A 19,187-nucleotide genomic window follows, 5' to 3' on the forward strand; every position below is an offset into this window, starting at 1 on the left:
GGCATGCCCGACGCCCGGAGCGGTCGCGGCCATCCGGGCTTTCGCCGATCGAGAGAGTTCGTGATGTCCCGCCGCACCTGCCTGTCCGCCATGTCCCTGCGCCGCGCCGGCCTGCTGGCGGGCACCAGCCTTCTGGCGCTGCTCGTGGCGGGCATCGATCATGCGCCGGCCGCGCAACTCGGCGGCGGCGTCGGCGTGCCGCCGACGGCATATACGATGGATGCGGCGGGCATGGCGGCGCAGCAGGCGGCGGCCGCGGCCCAGCAGAGCCAGAGCGCGATGCAGCGCTCGATCCAGGCGATCCAGGCGATGCAGGGCGCCCAGGCGGCGGCGCGCGTCGCAGCCACCGCGGCGCAGCGCTCCACCACGCTGCCGCAGATCGCAGTGCCCAACGGCCTTGGCGCCGGTGGCCTGCAGGCCGCGCCCGGTGGCACGTGGACCGGCGCCGGCGCGCCGGTGCAGGGCACGAGCGGCAGCAGCACGACCGTGACCATCAACCAGACCCAGGCGCAGGCGATCCTGACCTGGCAGAGCTTCAATGTCGGTGCGCAGACCACGGTCAACTTCAACCAGCAGTCCTCGACATGGACGGCGCTGAACCGCGTCATCGGCAATAACGGGCCGAGCGTCATCCTTGGCCAGATCAATGCGCCGGGGCAGGTGCTGGTGATCAACCAGAACGGCATCATCTTCGGCGGCGCCAGCCAGATCAATGTCGGCTCGCTAATCGCGTCCACCGCCGGTATCACCGACCAGCAGTTCCTCAGCCGCGGTATCTACTCGGCGCAGAACGGCAACACCTACCTGCCGAGCTTCACCGCGGCGGGCGGCGGCATTGTCGTCGAGAGCGGCGCACTGATCACCACCAATCCGCCGGCCGATGCGACCACGGGCGGCGGCTTTGTCGCGCTGCTCGGAAACTCTGTCAGTAATGCCGGCACCATCACCACGCCGCGCGGACAGGCGTTGCTTGCCGGCGGTGACGATTTTATCCTGCGTCCGGGCTACGGCACCAACACCAACCAGTTTTCGACGACCAACGGCAACGAGGTTGCCCCGGTGCTCTATGCCGGCAGTGCGGGTGGCGTTGTCACCAACAGTGGCATGATCTTCGCGCAGCAGGGCGACATCACGCTGGCCGGCCGTACCCTGACACAGGACGGCGTGCTGCTGTCGACGACCTCGGTCAACCAGCGTGGCACCATTCATCTGCTGAACTCCGCAAGCGACGCCGCCGGCAGCGTCACACTGACCGGCAACAGCACGACGCTGGTCACGCCCGAGCTGTCGTCGACGGAAACCGCGCTCAACTCGCGGCGCGACGCGCTGATCGCGGCGTCGGGCGCCAACGCGCTCGCCGCCGGCCAGTTCGACAATCTCTCGATCCTCGCCGATCGCCGGGACCAGTCGCGGATCGAGATCGTCAGCGGCGGTCTTGTCGATTTCCGCGGCGGCTCGCAGACCATGGCGCAGGGCGGCCAGATCGCCGTGTCCGCCGGCAAGCGCGTTTTCACCGAGAACGGCGCCACCCTCGATGTCTCCGGCGTGCTGGGTGTCGTGCTGCCGATGAGCGCCAACGCCATCCAGGTCAACATCCAGGGCAACGAGTTGCGCGACTCGCCGCAGAACCGCGACAGCGGCGCGCTGTTCAGCCAGAACGTCTGGATCGACGCGCGCAGCCTGACTCTGGTGCCCGCCGGCACCGGCGGCTACGCCAGCGACCGTTATTATACGTCCGGCGGCCTGCTCGAGGTTTCCGGCTATGTCGGCAACACCACCCATACCATCGGCGAGTGGAGCGCGGTCGGCGGCAGCATCACCCTCGCGGCGCCGGAGGTCGTGGCGCAGCAGGGCTCGACCTTCAACATCTCCGGCGGTTCGGTGAGCTATCAGGGCGGCTTCATGCAGCAGAGCTACGTGCTCGGCAGCGACGGCCGCGTCTACAATGTCAACACCGCGCCATCGAACCTGACCTACAGCGCGGTGGTCACCGGCTTCGTGGTGCAGCACAAGCAGGGCGGCAAGCTCGATCCCGCACTGACGGAGATCTATGCCAGTCCGTTGGGTATCGGCCGCAGCATCTGGCAGGACGGCTACACCGTCGGCCGCGATGCCGGCCAGTTGATCCTGTCGGCGCCGACCGCGGTGTTCGAGGGCACGATCCTCGCCGACGTCATCCGCAGCCAGCGCCAGATCGGCGCGCGCCCGGCCGGCGTCACCGACGGCTACAAGCTGACGCAGACGACGGCCCCGCTTGCCGGCACGCTGGCGCTCGGCCAGTACAACGGCTTCGGCCTTGTCGGCGCCTACAATACCGACGTCAAGTTCGGCGCAGTGGCGCCGATCACCAGCGGTCTCAATACGAGCGACGTGCTGCCGACACAGCGCCAGAACACCGCCTGGTTCGACGTTGCGCCGATCAACGACAATCTCGGTGGCCTCAATGTCGCGACCACCAACAGGATTACCGTCGACCAGGCGCTGTCGCTGACGCCGGGTGGCCAGATCACCTTCGCCGCGCCGTCGATCGCGCTCAACGCCGACGTCACGGCTCGCGGCGGCAGCGTCACGCTCGGCAACCTGATGCACGGTGTGCTGGGGGCTGGCCAGGCGGTTCAATGGTGGGCGTTGACCAGCGGCAGTGCCGTGCCGTCGGTGACGCTCGCTTCCGGCGCCACCATCGACCTGCGCGGGCTGTGGGTCGATGCGGCCGCCGATCCCAGCGACAGCGGTGATCTCGCTTTCACCAACGGCGGCAGCCTCACCGTGTCGACCACCGGCAGCATCGCGCTGGCGAAGGGCAGCCTTGTCGACGTGTCGTCGGGAGGTGGCGCTCTGCCAAACGGCCAGCTCCAGGGCGGCAGCGGCGGCAGTGTCAGCCTGATCACCAACGACTATTCCCATCTCGGCAGCGCCGACTATTTCGCGATCAACCGCACCGCACCGCTGGTGCTCGACGGCAGCTTGCGCGCCTATGGCTTCAACGGCGGCGGCAGCCTGACGCTCGCGGCGGGGCAGCAGGTCGTCATCGGCAGCGGTGTCGCGCCGTCACCCGGCACGCTGGTGATCGATCCTGTGTTGTTCGCCTCCGGCTTCACCCAGTACAGCGTCACTGGGCAGAGCGTCGTCGTCACCAGCGGCACCCAGGTCGCACCGATTGTCCCGACCTATCGCTTCAACAGCGTCGCGGCCCTGCTGCCGAGCGGCAGCGACCCGGCAGCGGCCGCCGATGTCGTCGCCCAGCCGCAATTCATGGCGGACATGCTTCATGCCCGCCTGATCCAGCGCCCCGGTGCCAGCCTGACGCTGGCGAGCCTGTCGGACTTCACCCTGCAGGCGGGCGCATCCATCACGGTCGATCCCGGCAGCAGCGTCACGATCCTCGCCAACGGCCAGACCACCCTCGACGGCCGCATCACCGCGCGCAGCGGTCAGATCACCCTCAACAGCCTGATCGACCTGCCGGGACAGGCGCAGGTCGCCGGTGGTAACGGCACCTTCGGCCTGACGCGTTCGATCTGGATCGGCAGCGATGCCGTGCTCGACGCGTCCGGCTATGCGCAGGCGGCGCAGGATGCGCAGGGACGCAATTTCGGCGTCGTGAAGGACGGCGGCAATATCGTCATCCGCGGCACCGCCGTGAACGATCAGGCGACCGACGCGTTCATCGTCATCCGCCCGGGGGCCGTGGTCGATGCCTCCGGCACCTCGGCGTGGATCGATCTCGCCGCGGGGCAGTCACCGCGCATGGCGTCGCAGCCGACGCTGGTGGCGAGCAATGGCGGTGCGATCACGCTCGCCTCCAACAGCGGCATGTACCTCGACGGCGACATCCGCGCCGCGGCGGGCGGCGCCGGCGCGTCCGGCGGCAGTCTCAGTCTCGATCTGGTCAGCCGATCCTACACGGTAGGGACGCCGAACTCGAAGGCGCCCGATGGCATGGCCTCCATTCCAGCCGCGCTGCAGACGCTGCGCAACATCACCATCGTCCAGCATCGCCAGCCGAGCGGGCTCGCGGGGACGCTGCTGCCCGGCGGCAGCGATCCGGCCCTGCAATTCGGAACCGCTGTCCTCAGCGCCGACCAGGTGGCGGCCGGCGGTTTCGGCTCGCTGTCGCTGCGCGCCAGTGATCTCTTTGTGTTCCAGGGCGACGTGGCGCTGTCGCTTGCGCGCAGCCTCGCCTTCTCCGGGGGCATTTTCACGGTCGCCGGTGCGACACCGAACATCAATATCAAGCTTGCGGCTCCCTACGTGAGTTTCAATGGCTGGGTCGAGCGGCAGGCAGGCGCGCAGGCCTATACCCCGAGCCTCAACAACACGCTCCAGGTCGGATTGCAGCGCAACGGCAGCCAGCTGTCCGTGTCGGCCGATCTGATCGACATCGCCGGCGAGCTGCGCTTCAGTGGAACGCACGGTTCGCAGGGCAGTGGTTATCTTGACGCCAACACAGCCGCGCCGTCCCCTGTGTTCGATGCCATGGGTTTCGGCAGCGTCGCCATGCAGAGCGCCGGAGACATCCGCTTTGCGACCAGCAGGGTCTGGGTCGGGGGGAATGTAGCGCTCGGGGCGGCGCAGCTCTATCCGCTCAGCGGCGCTCTGGCCGTCGTGAACGCGGGCATTGTGGGGAGCCTCGGATCGACGCCCATCTCGTTCGACCCGACGGCATCGTTGGTCATTCGCGGCAACGGCACCGTGCCGGCGCTGCCGGCCTCCGTGTTCGGACAGCTGGCCTTGATCGCGCCGACCATCGATCAGGGCGGCATCGTGCGCGCGCCGCTCGGCATCGTCTCCTTCAACGGCATCTCGGGCGGGAACGCGGCCACCCCCAAAGCATCGACCGTCATCCTGCGCAGCGGCAGCATCACGTCAGCGAGTGCCAATGGACTCGTGATGCCATTCGGCGGCACCACCGACGGCATCACCTACCAGGGCGCCAGCGGCACGCTGAACGACGTCAGTTCGACGTTCGTGCTGTTCCAGTCCAACAACATGTTGCCGACCGGCGTCGCGATCACCGCGACATCGCTGGTCGGCGAGCCCGGGTCGGTTCTCGATCTGTCGGGTGGTGGCAATCTCGCCGGCGCCGGCTTCATCTCCGGTCGCGGTGGTTCGGTCGACGTGCTGAAGACAGCGCTGGTCAACGCCAACCCGGCGAATACGTACTCCGCCGCCGGCAACAAGGTCTATGCGCTGTTGCCGGGCTATGCCTCGGCCTACGCGCCGTCGATCGCCAGCAATGGCGCCGGCGATCCAGCGATCGGCCAGCAGGTGGCCATCGGCAATGGCGTACCCGGCCTTGCCGCGGGCACCTACACCCTGCTGCCGTCCAGCTACACGCTGCTGCCCGGCGCCTTCCGCGTCGAGGTCGGCAGCACCACCACGGCGCCGATCGGCACCATTGGGCTTCCGAACGGCTCCTATGTCACGACCGGCATCCTCGGTATCGCCAACACAGGCATCCGCAATGCCTTGCCGACCCAGTTGTTGCTGACTTCCGGCGCGACGGTGCGGCACTATTCGCAGTACAACGAGACGAGCTACAGCGACTTCGCCCGCAGCCAGGCCGCGCTGCTCAGCCAGGTGCGGCTGCGCCTGCCCGAGGACGGCAAGGTACTGCAACTCAATCTCGGCAGCGGCAGCAACGGTCCGGCCCTGAGCTTTGCCGGCACGGCGCTGTTCGGCGGTGTCGGTGACGGCATCTCGGGCAGCCTGACGGTGACGTCGTCGGCGCCGAGCGTCACGCTCGACATCGTCGGCCCCGGGGCGACGCCGGTGGCGGGGCACACCACGGTGGCTGCGGCGGATCTCGACGCGTTCAATGCCGGCGCGCTGTTCATCGGCGGCGCTGCGACCTACTATGTCGACCTTGGCAGCGGCACCGGCAACCGCGTCGCGTTCTCCGGCTACGGCACCGTGAACATCCTCGACGGCGCGGTGCTCCGGGCGGCGCAGGTCTATGCCATCGGCGACAGCGTCAACGTCTCGGGCGGCGCCGTCATCGATACGCGTGGCATGGCCGGCACGGTTGCCGACTCGCGCCTCGGCTATCTCTACGGCAACGTGACCAGCGAGGCGTCGGTGACCTCAGGCTCCGCGGTCCTCGCGGTGGCCAACGGCTGGCTCAACTTCCTGCCGGTGGTCGGCAACGCCTCGATTTCGATCGCAAGCGGCGCGTCGCTGCTCACCGACGGCAGCGTCGTGCTCGCCACGCCGGGCGCGTTGACGATGAACAATGTCAATTTCGGCGCACGCTACCTCACGGTGACGCAGAGCCAGATCAACATCGGCGATGCCAATTCGCTCGCGGCCGCCCAGGCGGCGGGCGTGCTGCAGCCGGGCTGGACGCTGAGCCAGGAGGCGCTCAATACATTGCTGCGTCCATCCACGACGCCGGGCGCGCCGGTGCTCGAGCAACTGACTCTCACGGCCGGCAATGCGCTGAGCGTTTTCGGCAATGTTTCGCTCGACGCCAGTGGTCGCGGCGGGCAGCCGTTGAGTCTCGTGCTGAACACGCCGGCGATCTATGGCCTTGGCGGCGTCGGCGACGTCACCTCAATCCGCGCCGACAGTTTCGTCTGGAACGGCATCCGCACCGGCAACGGTGGCTCGGGTCTGAGCGGTGCTCCTTACGGCAGCAAGGCGCCTGGCGCGGTGCTGCCGGGCGGGGCCGGTACCGGCGCCGGGCAGCTTGCGATCTACGCCAACCAGATCCTGTTTGGCTACGACGCCAACAGCCGACCGACCGACGGCGCGTCCCTCGACCGTATCGCGCTCGGCTTCTCGACCGTGACCTTCAACGCCGCGACGCAGATCACTGCCAACAGCACGGGGACCCTGTCGGTCGCCCGGTCGCAGGGAACGGGCGGGACGCTGACCGGCGGCAATCTCGTGCTGACGACGCCGCTGCTCACCGCAGCAAGCGGCGCGTCGATCAGCTACAAGGCCGGCGGTGCCGTGCAGGTTGCGGCGCCGGCGGGTATGGCGGGGGCGGCGACGGCTGGTGTCAACGACCTCGGCGGCACCATCGCGCTGTCGGGCGACAGCGTGCTGCTGGACACGGCCGTGGCGTTGCCGAGCGGCAAGCTGACGCTCGCTGCCACCCATGACGTGATCCTCGGCGACCGCGCGCATGTCGATCTCGCTGGCCGCAGCATCGTCTTCAACGACGTCACCAAGTACAGCTGGGGCGGCGACCTGGTGATGACCAGCGCGGCGGGCAACATCGTGCAGAGCGGCGCCTCGGTCATCGACGTCTCCGCCGCCAACAACGACGCTGGCTCGATCACGGCGGCCGCCACCGGCGCGGGGCAGGGCGTCGTCGCTTTGAACGGCACGCTCAACGGCGCGGCCAGCGGCGGCTATCTCGGCGGCAGCTTCACCGTCGCGGCGCAGAGCCTCGGCGATTTCGCCGCGCTCAACCGCAAGCTCACGGCCGCCGGCTTCCTCAAGTCGCGCAGCTTCGACCTCAAGCAGGGCGATCTCGTCGTCGGCAACGAGGTAGTGGCTCATGCGGTCACCATCGCCGTGGATGCCGGCAGCCTGACCGTCAACGGCACCATCAACGCCAGCGGCGTCACGCCGGGCAGCATCCGTTTGTCGGCGCGTGACACGCTGGAGCTCAGCTCGTCCGCCGTACTCGACGCCCATGGCACGCAACTGCATGTCGACAGCTACGGCCAGCCGATCGCGGCGTCGAATCGTGCGATGGTGGAGCTGACCACGAGCCAGGGCGTGTTGAAGCTCGACAATGGCTCGACCATCGACGTTCGCGTGACGGATCCGAACAATTCCACCAGTTACGGCCAGATCGCCCTCAATGTTCCGCGCACCGGCGAGACCAGCGGCACCGTCAACATCCAGGCAGGTCAGACGCTGAACATTCGCGGCGCGCAGAGCGTGGCGCTGAATGCCTATTGGACCTACCAGCCGGCGGGCGCCAACGGCACCGTGGTGCAGGACAATGGCGGCGCCACGCCGGTGTCGCCGACCGACGCGATCGGCCTCAAACAGATCGACACACAAAGCCAGGCTTTCATCACCGCTGTCTACAACGGCAATGTCGCGGCAGGGCAGCTCAACGCTGCGCTTCAGACCAGCCTCGGCGGCCTCACGCAGGTGACGGATGGCCGCGGCAACAGCGCGTTCCATTTACGGCCCGGTGTCGAGATCAGCGCCAGCGGCACGCTGTCGACCTCCGGCGATCTCGATCTCGCCGGTTATCGCTATGGGCCGAACGCGAACCGCGATCGCTCCTCGCCGACCTTCGGCGCCGGCGAGCCGGGCGCGCTGGTGCTGCGTGCCGCGGGCAATCTCAAGATCAATGGCAGCATCAACGACGGCTTTGCGACGCCGCCAGCGTCTCCGGATGCGCTGACGGTGCTTGCCTCGGGCACGCTGACGTCGGCCTATACGGTCATGAGCGGCGGTGTGGTTATCGCGGCAGGCGCGTCCATTCCACGGAACGCAACAATCAACATGCCATTGACCATTGAGGAGGATACCAGAATCGTCTTCAGCGCCGCGACGAGCCCGCTGAATGCGAGTGCCCTGCCTGTCGACATCACTTTGATAAATACTTTCAATTTGCCGGTCGCGGCTCGCAGCCGCATTGTTTACGGCACGATCTATGCCGCCGACGGCAGCGTGCTCGTGTCGTCCGGCCAGACATTCGCTCAGGCCGGTCTGACCGGCATTCCGGCAGGTGCCAGAATTGCCGCCAAAACCTATTTCTCGGCGTATTTGACAGGCGTCATCACAATCAAGAGTGTCGTTATTCCGGCCGGGAAGCCTCTTACCGTTTTCAACGGCTACACGTTCGCACAGAATACGGTGCTGCCGGTTGGAACCGTGGTGCCCGCGGATACGACGGGCGTGTCGATTACCGGGCCTGGCAATCGGCAGGTATGGGCGATATCGGCCATGCTGGCGCCGGGGTCCCAATCGTGGTCGATGCGGCTGGTCGGCGGCGCCGATCTCGCGAGCGCGGACACGCGCGCGCTGCAGGCCGCTTCCAGCCTTGCGGGCATCGGCAATGTCGTGCTCAACGATCCCTTCAATGTGAATTTGGCGGGCTCGGGAAATCCAAGCGCCGGCGTCAGCGTCGTGCGCACCGGAACGGGGAGCCTCGAGATTCTCGCCGGCGGCAGCTACCAGCAGATGTCGCCCTATGGCGTCTACACCGCTGGCAGTGCGATCGCCGATCCGGCCTATGAGGCGCCGCGCGCGCGCCTGCCCAACGGCAGTTATCTCGGCCAGGCCAACGCCGCCTATGAGACGACGGTCAATCCACAGCGGCTCAACTACACCGATGGCGGCGGTGATGTGCTGGTCATGGCGCAAGGCGATATCGCCGGGACACTCGCGCCCGGTGGGGCGTCACCCGGCAACTGGTTGTGGCGCCAGGGCGGTGATGCGCTCGGCCAGGGAACAGCCTGGGGCATCAATTTCGGCAGCTACGTCGCCGACGTTCCGTCGAATGGCGGCGCGCCCACGCTGGGCTTTGCGGTCTTCTCCGGCATCGGCGCGCTCGGGGGCGGTAACGTCACGCTGATCGCCGGCCGGGACATTGGCGGCGCCAATGCCGGCATCGTCGCAGCCGTCGGCAGCACGGGCCGGGTGGCCAACGGCGTGCCGATGGTGACTGGCGGCGGCACGCTGAGCGTGATGGCGGGGCGCAACATCGGCGCCGGCGGCAATGCGTTTATCGACCTGCGTGGTGACACCACGGTGCTTGCCGGCAATTTCGGCACGTCAGTAGTGACGAATTTCGGCTACGACGGCTATAACGACCCGCGCCTGCTCAATCCGCTGGTGCCCTATGGTGTTGCCGTGAGGTTCGGCGGTCCTACTGTGGCGGGCGGCTCTTTCGTGCCCGGCGACGGTACGGTCGCCGTGCGGACGCGCGGCAGTCTCGTCATGGAGACCATCGACGACGCCGGTCGCGCCTCCCAGCGCCAGAACACCGACGCGGGCGGACAGCAAGGCTCGACCTGGTTCACGCTGTGGACCGACCGCACGGCAGTGGACCTGTTCGCCGCCGGCGGCGACCTGACGCCGCTGTCCCCGAACCAGGGATTTGGCGGCGTCGGGATGACCACCACGACTGTGCTGCCGGCGATCCTGGATGCCACTGCGGCGCGTGGCAATATCTATCTGGCTCCGGCGACAGGCGGCTCCAGCTTCATGATGCCGTCGCCGCTCGGCGAGCTCACGTTGCTGGCGGCCGGTATGGTGGTCGAGGCTCCCAACGCGATCTCGTCGTTCGGTCCGCTGTCGACGTCGCTTTCCAGCATGGCGACGCCGGCCAATCCGGCCTGGCTGCGGTTCGCGGCAAACAACTACAATCTCTCGAACGTGTCCGCGACCAACATATGGAGCCTGAGCAGCACCCTTCCGGACGGGATGCTGGGCGTCAATCTTGCCACTGACAGTGGCAGCATGCCGCTGTTCGCGTTCGGTCCCAACACCGTGACCGACACCAGTGCGGCGAGCGCTGGCGCGATCTCCCGCATCTATGCGATGGGCGGAGACATCCTGAACCTCAACTACGGCGAGGTCTACACCATCGGGTCGCAGGCCACCGGGGTCACCAGCTACTATCGCGCGGCGAAGCCGGTGCAGATTCTCGCTTCGGGCGACATCGTCAACCTTCAGGGCATGATCATGCACCAGGCGACGACGGATGTGTCCGTGGTCGCCGCGGGCGGCAGCTTGATCTATGCCGGCGTCAACAATCTCAGTTCCGGGACGAGCGTGGCGGGTCTGCAAATTGCGGGGCCGGGCACGCTCGAGCTGACTGCGGGCAAGGACATCCTGCAGGGCTCGCGCGCGAGCGTCGAGAGCATCGGCTCGCTCATCGGCGGCGACAAGACGCCGGGCGCCGGCGTCGTATTGCAGTCCGGTGTCGGCACCGGCGTGCCCGGCATCGGTCAGGTGAACTGGGATGGTTTTGCCAGTCTCTATCTCGATCCGGCCAATCTCGCCGGCAATGGTTCGCTCGCGGCCCAGCCGGGCAAGGTCGCCAGGACGTATGACCAAGATCTCGCCAACTGGCTGCAGTCGCGTTTCGGCTACAGCGGCGACCCGAAGGGGGCGCTGGCCTACTTCCGGTCGTTGCCCGGTGATCAGCAGCGGATCTTCCTGCGCCAGGTCTACTACGCAGAATTGACGGCCGGCGCGCGCGAGTACAACGATCAGAGCGGGCCGCGCTTCCATAGTTATCTGCGTGGCCGCGAAGCGATCGCGGCGCTGTTCCCCACCGCTGGCGCCGGTGGTCAGCCGACGAACTTTGCCGGCAACATCACCATGTACAGCACGCTGGACAGCCTCGGAAAGACCATCGTCTCCGGCTCCGTGCACACGGACAAGGGCGGCAGCGTGCAACTGCTGGCACCGGGCGGCCAGGTGATCCTCGGCACCGAAGGCCTGTCGCCGGGCGCCGATGCCGGCCTCGTTACGGCGGCCGCCAACAGCGACATCGACATCTATTCGCTCGGCAGCATCCTGCTCGGCCAGAGCCGCATCATGACGATGTTCGGCGGCAACATCCTCGCCTGGTCGGCGCAGGGCGACATCAACGCCGGCCGTGGCGCCAAGACCTCGACCATCTATACCGTGCCGCAGCGCATCACCGATGCCTATGGCAACGTTACGGTGTCCCTGACGGCGCCTGGTAGTGGCGCCGGCATCGCCACGCTCAAGCTGCTGGCCGGCGTGCCGCCGGGCGACGTCGACCTGATCGCCCCGCTCGGTACCATCGACGCGGGCGAGGCTGGTATCCGCGTCTCCGGCAACGTCAACCTCGCGGCGCTGCAGATCGTCAATGCCGCGAACATCGAGGTGAAGGGCACGGCGAGCGGCATTCCCACCGTCCAGGGCCCGCCGACCGCGGCGCTGACCGCCGCCGGCAACACCAGCGCGGCGACCCAGCAGGCGACGCCGCCGCAGCAGGGCAACCGCGATGTTGCCTCCATCATCATGGTCGAGGTGCTGGGCTATGGCGGCGGTGGCGATGGCGCCGGCGACAACGGCGATGCGCGCCGCAAGCGCCCCGACCAGCAGAGCTTCTACGATCCGTCGGGGTCGGTGCAGTATGTCGGTGCCGGCGCACTCACCGCGGACGAGCAGAAGAAGCTGACGCCGGAGGAGCGTCGCAATCTCGCCGCGCGCTGAGCGCGCGGGGGGCGGCGGTTCGGCGTGCGTGTCAGGCCGGCTTTACCGCGGTGACGATCCAGATCGCGGCGGGCAGGTCGACGCGGTCGCCGTGATGGAACGGGCCGAGTGCCTCGCGGATCGACTGCGCGGTGGCCGCGGCCTTCTCCGGCGGCTGGCCTTCGAGCGCCCGCCCCGCGGGGCCGATCGACAGCGCGACAGCGACAGCGTGGTCGAGGCCCTGTCCTCCGGCGAGGTCCAGCGGCGTGTCGAACGGTTCGAGCGCGATCGCGCCGAAGCCGGCGGCATTGAGGATGTGCTCGACGCGCTCGCGCGCAGCGAATGCGAACGGGCCGGGATCGTCGGGCTTCATCTCCGGCAGTTTCGGCACGTGCTTGTAGGCCTGCTGCAGCGGCAGCATGAAGTAGGGATTGTCCCGCGGCTGTCGCCAGCAGGCGAACGCGACGCGGCCGCCGGGCCGTAGCGCCGTGGCGAGGTTGGTGAACGCCGCCACCGGATCGGCGAAGAACATTACGCCGAAACGGGACACCAGCACGTCGAAATGGCCAGCCGCGAAGCGATGCGACGCGGCGTCTGCCTCGAGATAGCTCAGCGGCGCCCCGGTCGGGATGCGCGCGCGGGCGCGCGCCAGCATCTCGCTGGAGATGTCGATGCCGAGCACCTCGCCGGACGCGCCGACGGCCTTCGCCAGCACGACGGAATAGGCGCCGCAGCCACAGCCGACGTCGATGACGCGTTCGCCCGGCCGCACCGTCGCGCGCTCCAGCATGTGCTGCAGCACCGGCGCGAAGGTGGTGTCGAGCGTGTCCTGGAAATCGGTCCACTGCCGGCCCGCCTCGCCGTTCCAGAACGCCAGCTGGTCGATCGGGGCCGGAGTCGGGGACGATGACGTCATGGCGTTCTCCCTGTGGGCTGTCCGTTCGCTGCGGTGGCGCGACGCAGGCGCGGCGGCACGGCGACGGATCATTTGTCAGGTTGCATCCTGCGCGGCACGCGCGGTGACGTCGAGAGATTTATTCTCATGGATGTCGTCGCCGCAGGCGATCTGTTGCTTTTCAGGCCTGCGCCCCTGGCGGCCGCAATTAATTGCTGCATTCCGTCGAAGGCGCGCCGTAGCCACGCTCATCATGCAGGCGAGGGGACGCGACATGCCGACACCATCATCATCCACCATCACGGCGCCCGCAGCGGCGGACGACCTGGCGCGGCTGTCGGCGCTGGAGCTTGTCGCCGGCTATCGCGCCGGACGTTTCTCGCCGGTCGAGGTGACGCAGGCGGTGATCGACCGCGTGCGGCGGCTCGATCCGAAGGTCAACGCGTTCGCGGTGTTCGATCCGGAGACCGCGCTGGAGGCGGCGCGGCAGTCGGAGCAGCGCTGGCGGCGCGGCACGCCGCTCGGTGCGCTCGACGGCGTGCCGGTGACGCTGAAGGATCTCATTCTCGCCAAGGGCTGGCCGACGCTGCGCGGCAGCCGCGCCGTCGATCCGGCGCAGGCCTGGGACGAGGATGCGCCGGCCGCCGCGCGGCTGCGCGAGGACGGCGCGGTGCTGCTCGGCAAGACCACGACCTCCGAATTCGGCTGGAAAGGGCTCGGCGACAGCCCGCTCACCGGCATCACCCGCAATCCCTGGAACACGGCGCATACGCCCGGCGGCAGCAGCGGCGGTGCCGCGGCCGCGGCGGCGTTCGACTTCGGGCCGCTGCATGTCGCGACCGACGGCGGCGGCTCGACCCGCCTGCCGGCGGCGCACAGCGGCGTGTTCGGCTTCAAGCCGAGCTTCGGCCGCGTGCCGGTCTATCCGCCATCGCAGAACGGCACGCTCTATCATGTCACGCCGCTGACGCGCTCGGTGCGCGATGCCGCCGTGCTGCTCAATGTCATCGCGCGGCCCGACGCGCGCGACTGGCACGCGCTGCCGCCATCGGCCACCGCGCTCGACGACGGGCTGGAGCAGGGCGTCAAGGGGCTGCGCATCGCCTTCAGCCCGGCGCTCGGCTATGCGCAGGTCAATCCGCAGGTCGAGCGGCTGGTGGCCGACGGCGCGCGGGTGTTCGCCGATCTCGGCGCCACGGTCGAGTTGGTCGATCCCGGCATCGACGATCCGTTTCCGATCTTCGACACGCTGTGGGCGGCGGGGGCGGCCAAGCTGCTCGCCTCCTTCGCGCCGGAGCGCCGTGGGCTGGTGGAAGCGGGCCTGCAGGAGGTCGCGGCACGCGGGCAGGCGATCGATGTCGTGGCGTATCTGCGCGCGGTCGACGCCCGCGAGGCGCTCGGCCGGCATTTCAACCAGTTTCACCAGACCTGGGACCTGTTGATCACGCCGACCACGGCGCACCCGGCCTCGGCGATCGACGCGACGCAGGCCGATCTCGTCCGCCGCCCGATCCGCTCGCCCTTCACCTATCCCTTCAACCTCACCCAGCAGCCGGCGGCCTCGGTGCCGGTCGGGCTGACGCCCGAGGGCCTGCCGGTTGGCCTGCAGATCGTCGGCGCCAGGTTCGCCGATGCCACCGTGCTGCGCGCGGCGCGTGCCTTCGAAATCGCGCGTCCCTTTGCCCGCCCCGGTGAGCCGCGATGACCGCGACCGTTCCGCTGCATCTCGACCTGCCGAGCCTGCGCGCGGCTTACGCCGATGGCACGCTGACGCCGACGGCGCTGGTCGAAACGATCTTCGACACCATCACCCGGCGCGGTGACGACGCGGTGTGGGTCAGCCTCGCCTCGCGTGACGCGGTCCGCGCCCGTGCCCGTGCGCTCGAGGCACTGCCGGCGCTGGCGCGCGCGAGCCTGCCGCTGTGGGGCGTGCCGTTCAGCGTCAAGGACTGCACCGACGTCGCCGGCGTGCCGACGAGTTCGGCCTGTCCCGGCTTCGCCTACGTGCCGACGGAGAACAATCCGGCGGTCGGGCGATTGCGCGATGCGGGTGCGATCTTCATCGGCAAGACCAACATGGACCAGTTCGCCACCGGGCTCGTCGGCGTGCGCTCGCCCCATGGCGTGGCACGTAATCCGTTCGATGCGCGTTTCATCCCCGGTGGTTCGAGTTCGGGCGCCGCGGTTTCCGTCGCGGCCGGGCTGGTCAGCCTGGCACTCGGCACCGACACCGGTGGCTCCGGGCGGGTGCCGGCGGCGCTCAACAACGTGGTCGGGCTGAAGCCGACCCGCGGCCTCGTCAGCGGTGTCGGCAACGTCGCCGCCTGTCGGTCGATCGAGACGCTGTCGGTGTTCGCGCTGACCGTGCCGGACGCCCAGGCCGCGTTCGAGGTGATCCGTGGCTTCGATGCGCGCGATCCGTTCGCGCGGCAGGCGACGCTGGCGCCGCGGCAGCTCGGCGACACCTTTCGTTTCGGCGTGCCGAGGGCGGACCAGCTCGATTTCTTCGGCAATGCCGATGCGGCCGCGCTGTTCGATGCCGCGGTGCGCCGCCTGGAGGCGCTCGGCGGCACGCGGGTGGACGTCGACTACAGCCCGTTCCTCGAGATCAACGACCTGCTGTTCCAGGGGCCCTGGCTCGCCGAGCGCTATGGCGCGCTGCAGTCGTTCGTCGACGCGCAGCCGGAGGCGATCCTGCCGGTCACCCGCGACATCCTGCGCGGCGGGGCGGGCATCTCCGGCGCGCAGGTATTCGCCGCCCAGCAGCGTCTCAATCTGCTCAAGCGCGAGATCGACGGGCTGTGGCTGGACATCGACGTCTTGGCAGTGCCCACCACGGGCACGGCCTACACCATCGCGGAGCTTGCGGCCGATCCCATCACGTTGAACTTCCGGCTCGGCACCTACACCAATTTCGTCAACCTCGCGGATCTCGCCGCGGTCGCGGTGCCCGCGGGCTTCCTGCCGAATGGGGTGCCGCAGGGCATCAGCCTGATCACGCCAGCGTTCGCCGATCTTGACGCGGCGGCGCTCGCCGAGCGCTTCCATCGCCACCAGAACCTGCCGCTCGGAGCGCGCGCCGTCGCGGCCGCCGACGCGGCAGCACCTTCCCATCGACAAGAGGAGACAACGACGTGACCAGCAGCAAGCGGACCGCAGGCCTGCGGGCGAATGTCCGGCGCATCGGGGTTGCGCTGGCGATGGCCGTCGCGATGGTCGGGGCGGCGACGCCCTCCCGCGCGCAGGACATCACCATCGGCGAGGGCATCGCGCTCGGCTGGGCGCAGTTCTTCGTCGCCGATCACGACAAGACATGGCAGAAGCAGGGCCTCACCCCCAAGGCCACGACGTTCGCCAGCGGCCGGCTCGTGCTCGACGCGCTGGTCGGTGGCGGCGTCGTCATCGGCACCGCGGCGGAGACGCCGGTGGTGTTCGCTGCGCTCAACGGCCTGCCGGTGCGGATCATCGGCACGCTGAACAGGCATGAGCCGTTCGACCTCGTCGCCATCAATGCGATTAAGACGGCCGGGGATATCAAGGGCCGCCGCATCGGCTATTCCCAGGGCACCAACGCCCACTACTACCTGCTCAAGCTGCTGGCGTCGGAAGGCCTGACGCTGTCCGACATCACGCCGGTCAGTCTCAATCCCGGCGACTTCGTCTCCAGCCTGTCGGGCGGCGCCATCGACGCCTTCATCTGGACCGAGCCGCACCTGTCGCAGGCGCTGGCGCAGGGCCCGGACCGCTTCCACGTCATTCGCTCGCCGGGGCTCTATTCCACCTATTCGAGCATCATCACCCTGCAGTCGACCATCGACAGCAAGCCCGATCTGCTGGTGAAGGCGCTCAAAGCCCTGATCGAGGCCGACGACATCATTCGCCGGGATCCCGACGCGGCGGCGGCGCTGACGGCCGAGCGGATCAAGCTCGACCCGGCGGTGGCGCGGGCGTTCTGGCCGCGGGCGAACTTTCGCCTCGCGCTCGACAAGCCGGCGCTGGTCGCCGAGCTCAAGCGGCAGGCCGCCTGGGCGGTCGAGAACAAGCTGGTGCGGCCCGACGCCAAGGTCCCTGACTTCGACACCGTCGTGGTGCAGGACCTGTTCGAGCGCGCACGCGGCAACTAGGCGAGGCTTGACGTGCACGGCACCTCCCAGCAGGCGGCCCGCGCATCATCGCCGGTGTCCGAGCCGCCGCTCATTTCCTGCGTCGAGGTCGGGCATGTCTATGCCTCGGGCCGTGGCGAGACCACGGCGCTCGATCGCGTGTCGCTCCGTGTCGCACGGGGCGAGTTCGTCTGCGTGCTCGGCCCCAGCGGCTGCGGCAAGACCACGCTGCTGAACATTCTCGCCGGCTTCGTCGCGCCGTCCCACGGCACGGTGCGCATCGACGGGCGGGCGATCGATGGTCCCAGTGCCGAGCGTGGTGTCGTGTTCCAGGACTATTCGCTGTTTCCCTGGCTGACGGCCGAGGCCAATGTCGCGTTCGGCCTGCGCATGGCGGGACGGCCGGCGCGGGAGCGCCGCGAGACAGCTCATCGTCTTCTCGACCTCGTCGGATTGCCGGAGGCCGGCGGACGCTATCCGTCGGAGCTGTCCGGCGGCATGAAGCAGCGCGTCGCCATCGCGCGGGCGCTGGCGACGCGGCCGGCGCTGCTCTTGATGGACGAGCCGTTCGCGGCGCTCGATGCCATGACGCGCAGTTCCCTGCAGTCCAAGCTGATCGACATCAGGGCACATGAGGCCCAGACCATCCTGTTCGTGACCCACAATATCGCGGAGGCCATCAGCCTCGGCACGCGCCTCGTGGTGATGTCGGCCCATCCCGGCCGCATCGCCGAGGACATCACCGTCGATCTGCCCTATCCGCGACGCCGGACATCGCCGGCGTTCAATGCGCTGTACGCACGCGTCGCGCGGGCCATCGGGCTTGAGGCGGCGGAGTAGGGCGATGGCGGCACGCATCGACCGGTCGGCCGTGGCCGGCATCCTCGGCACTTCGGCGTTCTTTGTCGCCTGGGAGGCACTGAGCCGCAGCGGCCTTGTCAACGCCGTGATGCTGCCGGCGCCCAGCATGATCCTGACCTCGGCGTGGGATCTGCTGGCGAGCGGCGAGCTGCTGCGCCATCTCGGCGCCAGTGTGCTGCGCGCGGCGGCAGGCTTTGCCGCCGGCGCTGCGCTTGCCGTCGCGCTCGGCACCGCCATGGCGCGGCTGCCGCTGCTGCATGGCGCCATCAACCCGCTGGTGCAGATGTTCCGCGCGGTGCCTTCACTGGCCTTCGTGCCGCTGGCGATCTTCTGGTTCGGCATCGGCGAGACATCAAAAATCTTCCTGGTGGCGTGGGGCGTGTTCTTCCCGGTGTGGGTCAACACCTATCTGGGCGTACGCGACGCCAGCCCGCTGCTTGGACGCGCGGCGGCGAGCCTCGGCGCCAGGGGATGGCGCAACGTCGTGTTCGTCGTCCTGCCCGGCGCGCTGCCGTTCATCATCGCCGGGCTGCGTGTCGGGCTGTCGGTGGCGCTGGTGGTGCTGGTCGCGGCGGAACTGGCGGGGGCGGCCTACGGCGTCGGCTATCTCATCCAGATGTCGCAGCAGGTGTTTCGGGTCGACCACATGTTTGTCGGCCTCGCGGTGCTCGGCCTGATGGGGTTCGGCGCCGATGTCCTGTTCGAGCGCGCGGTGCGCGCGCTGCTGCCCTGGTACGGCGTCGAGCGGGCGCCGCGCCGCCGCGACGGTGACGAGACGGCCGGCGCGCCACGCGCCCGCTGATCGTGCCTCGGGAAGCAATTTATTGCGCGCCTCCGCGCAGGGCGCGCCCTACAACAACGACGACGTCAACGGAGAGATCCCCATGGAGCCGAGCGACATCACACTGGACGACCCCGGCACCACGCTGGTGCTGACCTGGCCGGACGGCACCGGCCGCCTCGACGCACAGGCGCTGCGCCGTGCCAGCCGGGCGGCGAGCGAGATCCGGCGGCAGGCCGAGGGCATCGAGCTGCACCTGCCCGAGGACCTTCGCGTCGAACTGGCGGAGCCGATCGGCAATTACGCACTGCGGCTGGTGTTCTCCGATGGGCACAACCGCGGCATCTATCCCTGGTCCTACCTGCGCGCGCTGGCGGGCCTCGAGGCGGCGTGAAGG

Annotated in this window: 9 protein-coding genes; 7 read left to right on the plus strand and 2 right to left on the minus strand. The window is 68.7% G+C overall.

From position 1 onward, the window contains the following. Positions 1 to 63: 63 nt before the first annotated feature. Positions 64 to 12,171 carry a filamentous hemagglutinin family protein gene (locus JQ639_RS27720; protein ID WP_211962503.1) on the plus strand — a complete coding sequence of 4,036 codons (12,108 nt, stop codon included), beginning with the start codon at positions 64 to 66 and terminating at the stop codon, positions 12,169 to 12,171. Positions 12,172 to 12,202: 31 nt separating this feature from the next. Here JQ639_RS27720 and JQ639_RS27725 read toward each other — a convergent pair whose 3' ends face one another. Then, positions 12,203 to 13,066: a class I SAM-dependent methyltransferase gene (locus tag JQ639_RS27725; protein WP_211962504.1), complete on the minus strand. Its 864-nt coding sequence runs from the start codon at positions 13,064 to 13,066 to the stop codon at positions 12,203 to 12,205. 75 nt (positions 13,067 to 13,141) lie between these two features. After that, a complete protein-coding gene (locus JQ639_RS27730; RefSeq protein WP_211962505.1) occupies positions 13,142 to 13,321 on the minus strand; it encodes a hypothetical protein in 180 nt (59 codons plus the stop codon). Between JQ639_RS27730 and JQ639_RS27735 the strand changes: the two genes are divergently transcribed. The 6 genes from JQ639_RS27735 to JQ639_RS27760 are packed head-to-tail and all read left to right on the plus strand — an operon-like array spanning position 13,320 to position 19,184. Further along, positions 13,320 to 14,750, plus strand: coding sequence for an amidase (locus JQ639_RS27735; RefSeq protein WP_211962506.1), 1,431 nt, complete (start codon positions 13,320 to 13,322; stop codon positions 14,748 to 14,750). The genes JQ639_RS27730 and JQ639_RS27735 overlap by 2 nt on opposite strands. Then, complete coding sequence (gene atzF / locus JQ639_RS27740; RefSeq protein ID WP_211962507.1) at positions 14,747 to 16,183, plus strand: allophanate hydrolase; 1,437 nt, start codon at positions 14,747 to 14,749, stop codon at positions 16,181 to 16,183. The genes JQ639_RS27735 and atzF overlap by 4 nt, the downstream gene beginning before the upstream one ends. Then, complete coding sequence (locus JQ639_RS27745; RefSeq protein WP_349644646.1) at positions 16,180 to 17,169, plus strand: ABC transporter substrate-binding protein; 990 nt, start codon at positions 16,180 to 16,182, stop codon at positions 17,167 to 17,169. Before atzF ends, JQ639_RS27745 begins: the two co-directional genes overlap by 4 nt. Before the next feature lie 12 nt (positions 17,170 to 17,181). Continuing rightward, a complete protein-coding gene (locus JQ639_RS27750) occupies positions 17,182 to 17,988 on the plus strand; it encodes an ABC transporter ATP-binding protein (protein ID WP_349644647.1) in 807 nt (268 codons plus the stop codon). A 4-nt stretch (positions 17,989 to 17,992) separates the two neighbouring features. Further along, a complete protein-coding gene (locus JQ639_RS27755; RefSeq protein WP_211962508.1) occupies positions 17,993 to 18,811 on the plus strand; it encodes an ABC transporter permease in 819 nt (272 codons plus the stop codon). Between the two features lie 22 nt (positions 18,812 to 18,833). Then, positions 18,834 to 19,184 (plus strand): DUF971 domain-containing protein, encoded by a 351-nt coding sequence (locus JQ639_RS27760; RefSeq protein WP_371744974.1) that lies wholly within the window; start codon positions 18,834 to 18,836, stop codon positions 19,182 to 19,184. The last annotated feature ends 3 nt before the right edge of the window (positions 19,185 to 19,187 follow it).

Origin of the sequence: Bradyrhizobium sp. U87765 SZCCT0048 (assembly GCF_018131225.1) — a bacterium.
Classification (GTDB): Bacteria; Pseudomonadota; Alphaproteobacteria; order Rhizobiales; family Xanthobacteraceae; genus Bradyrhizobium_A.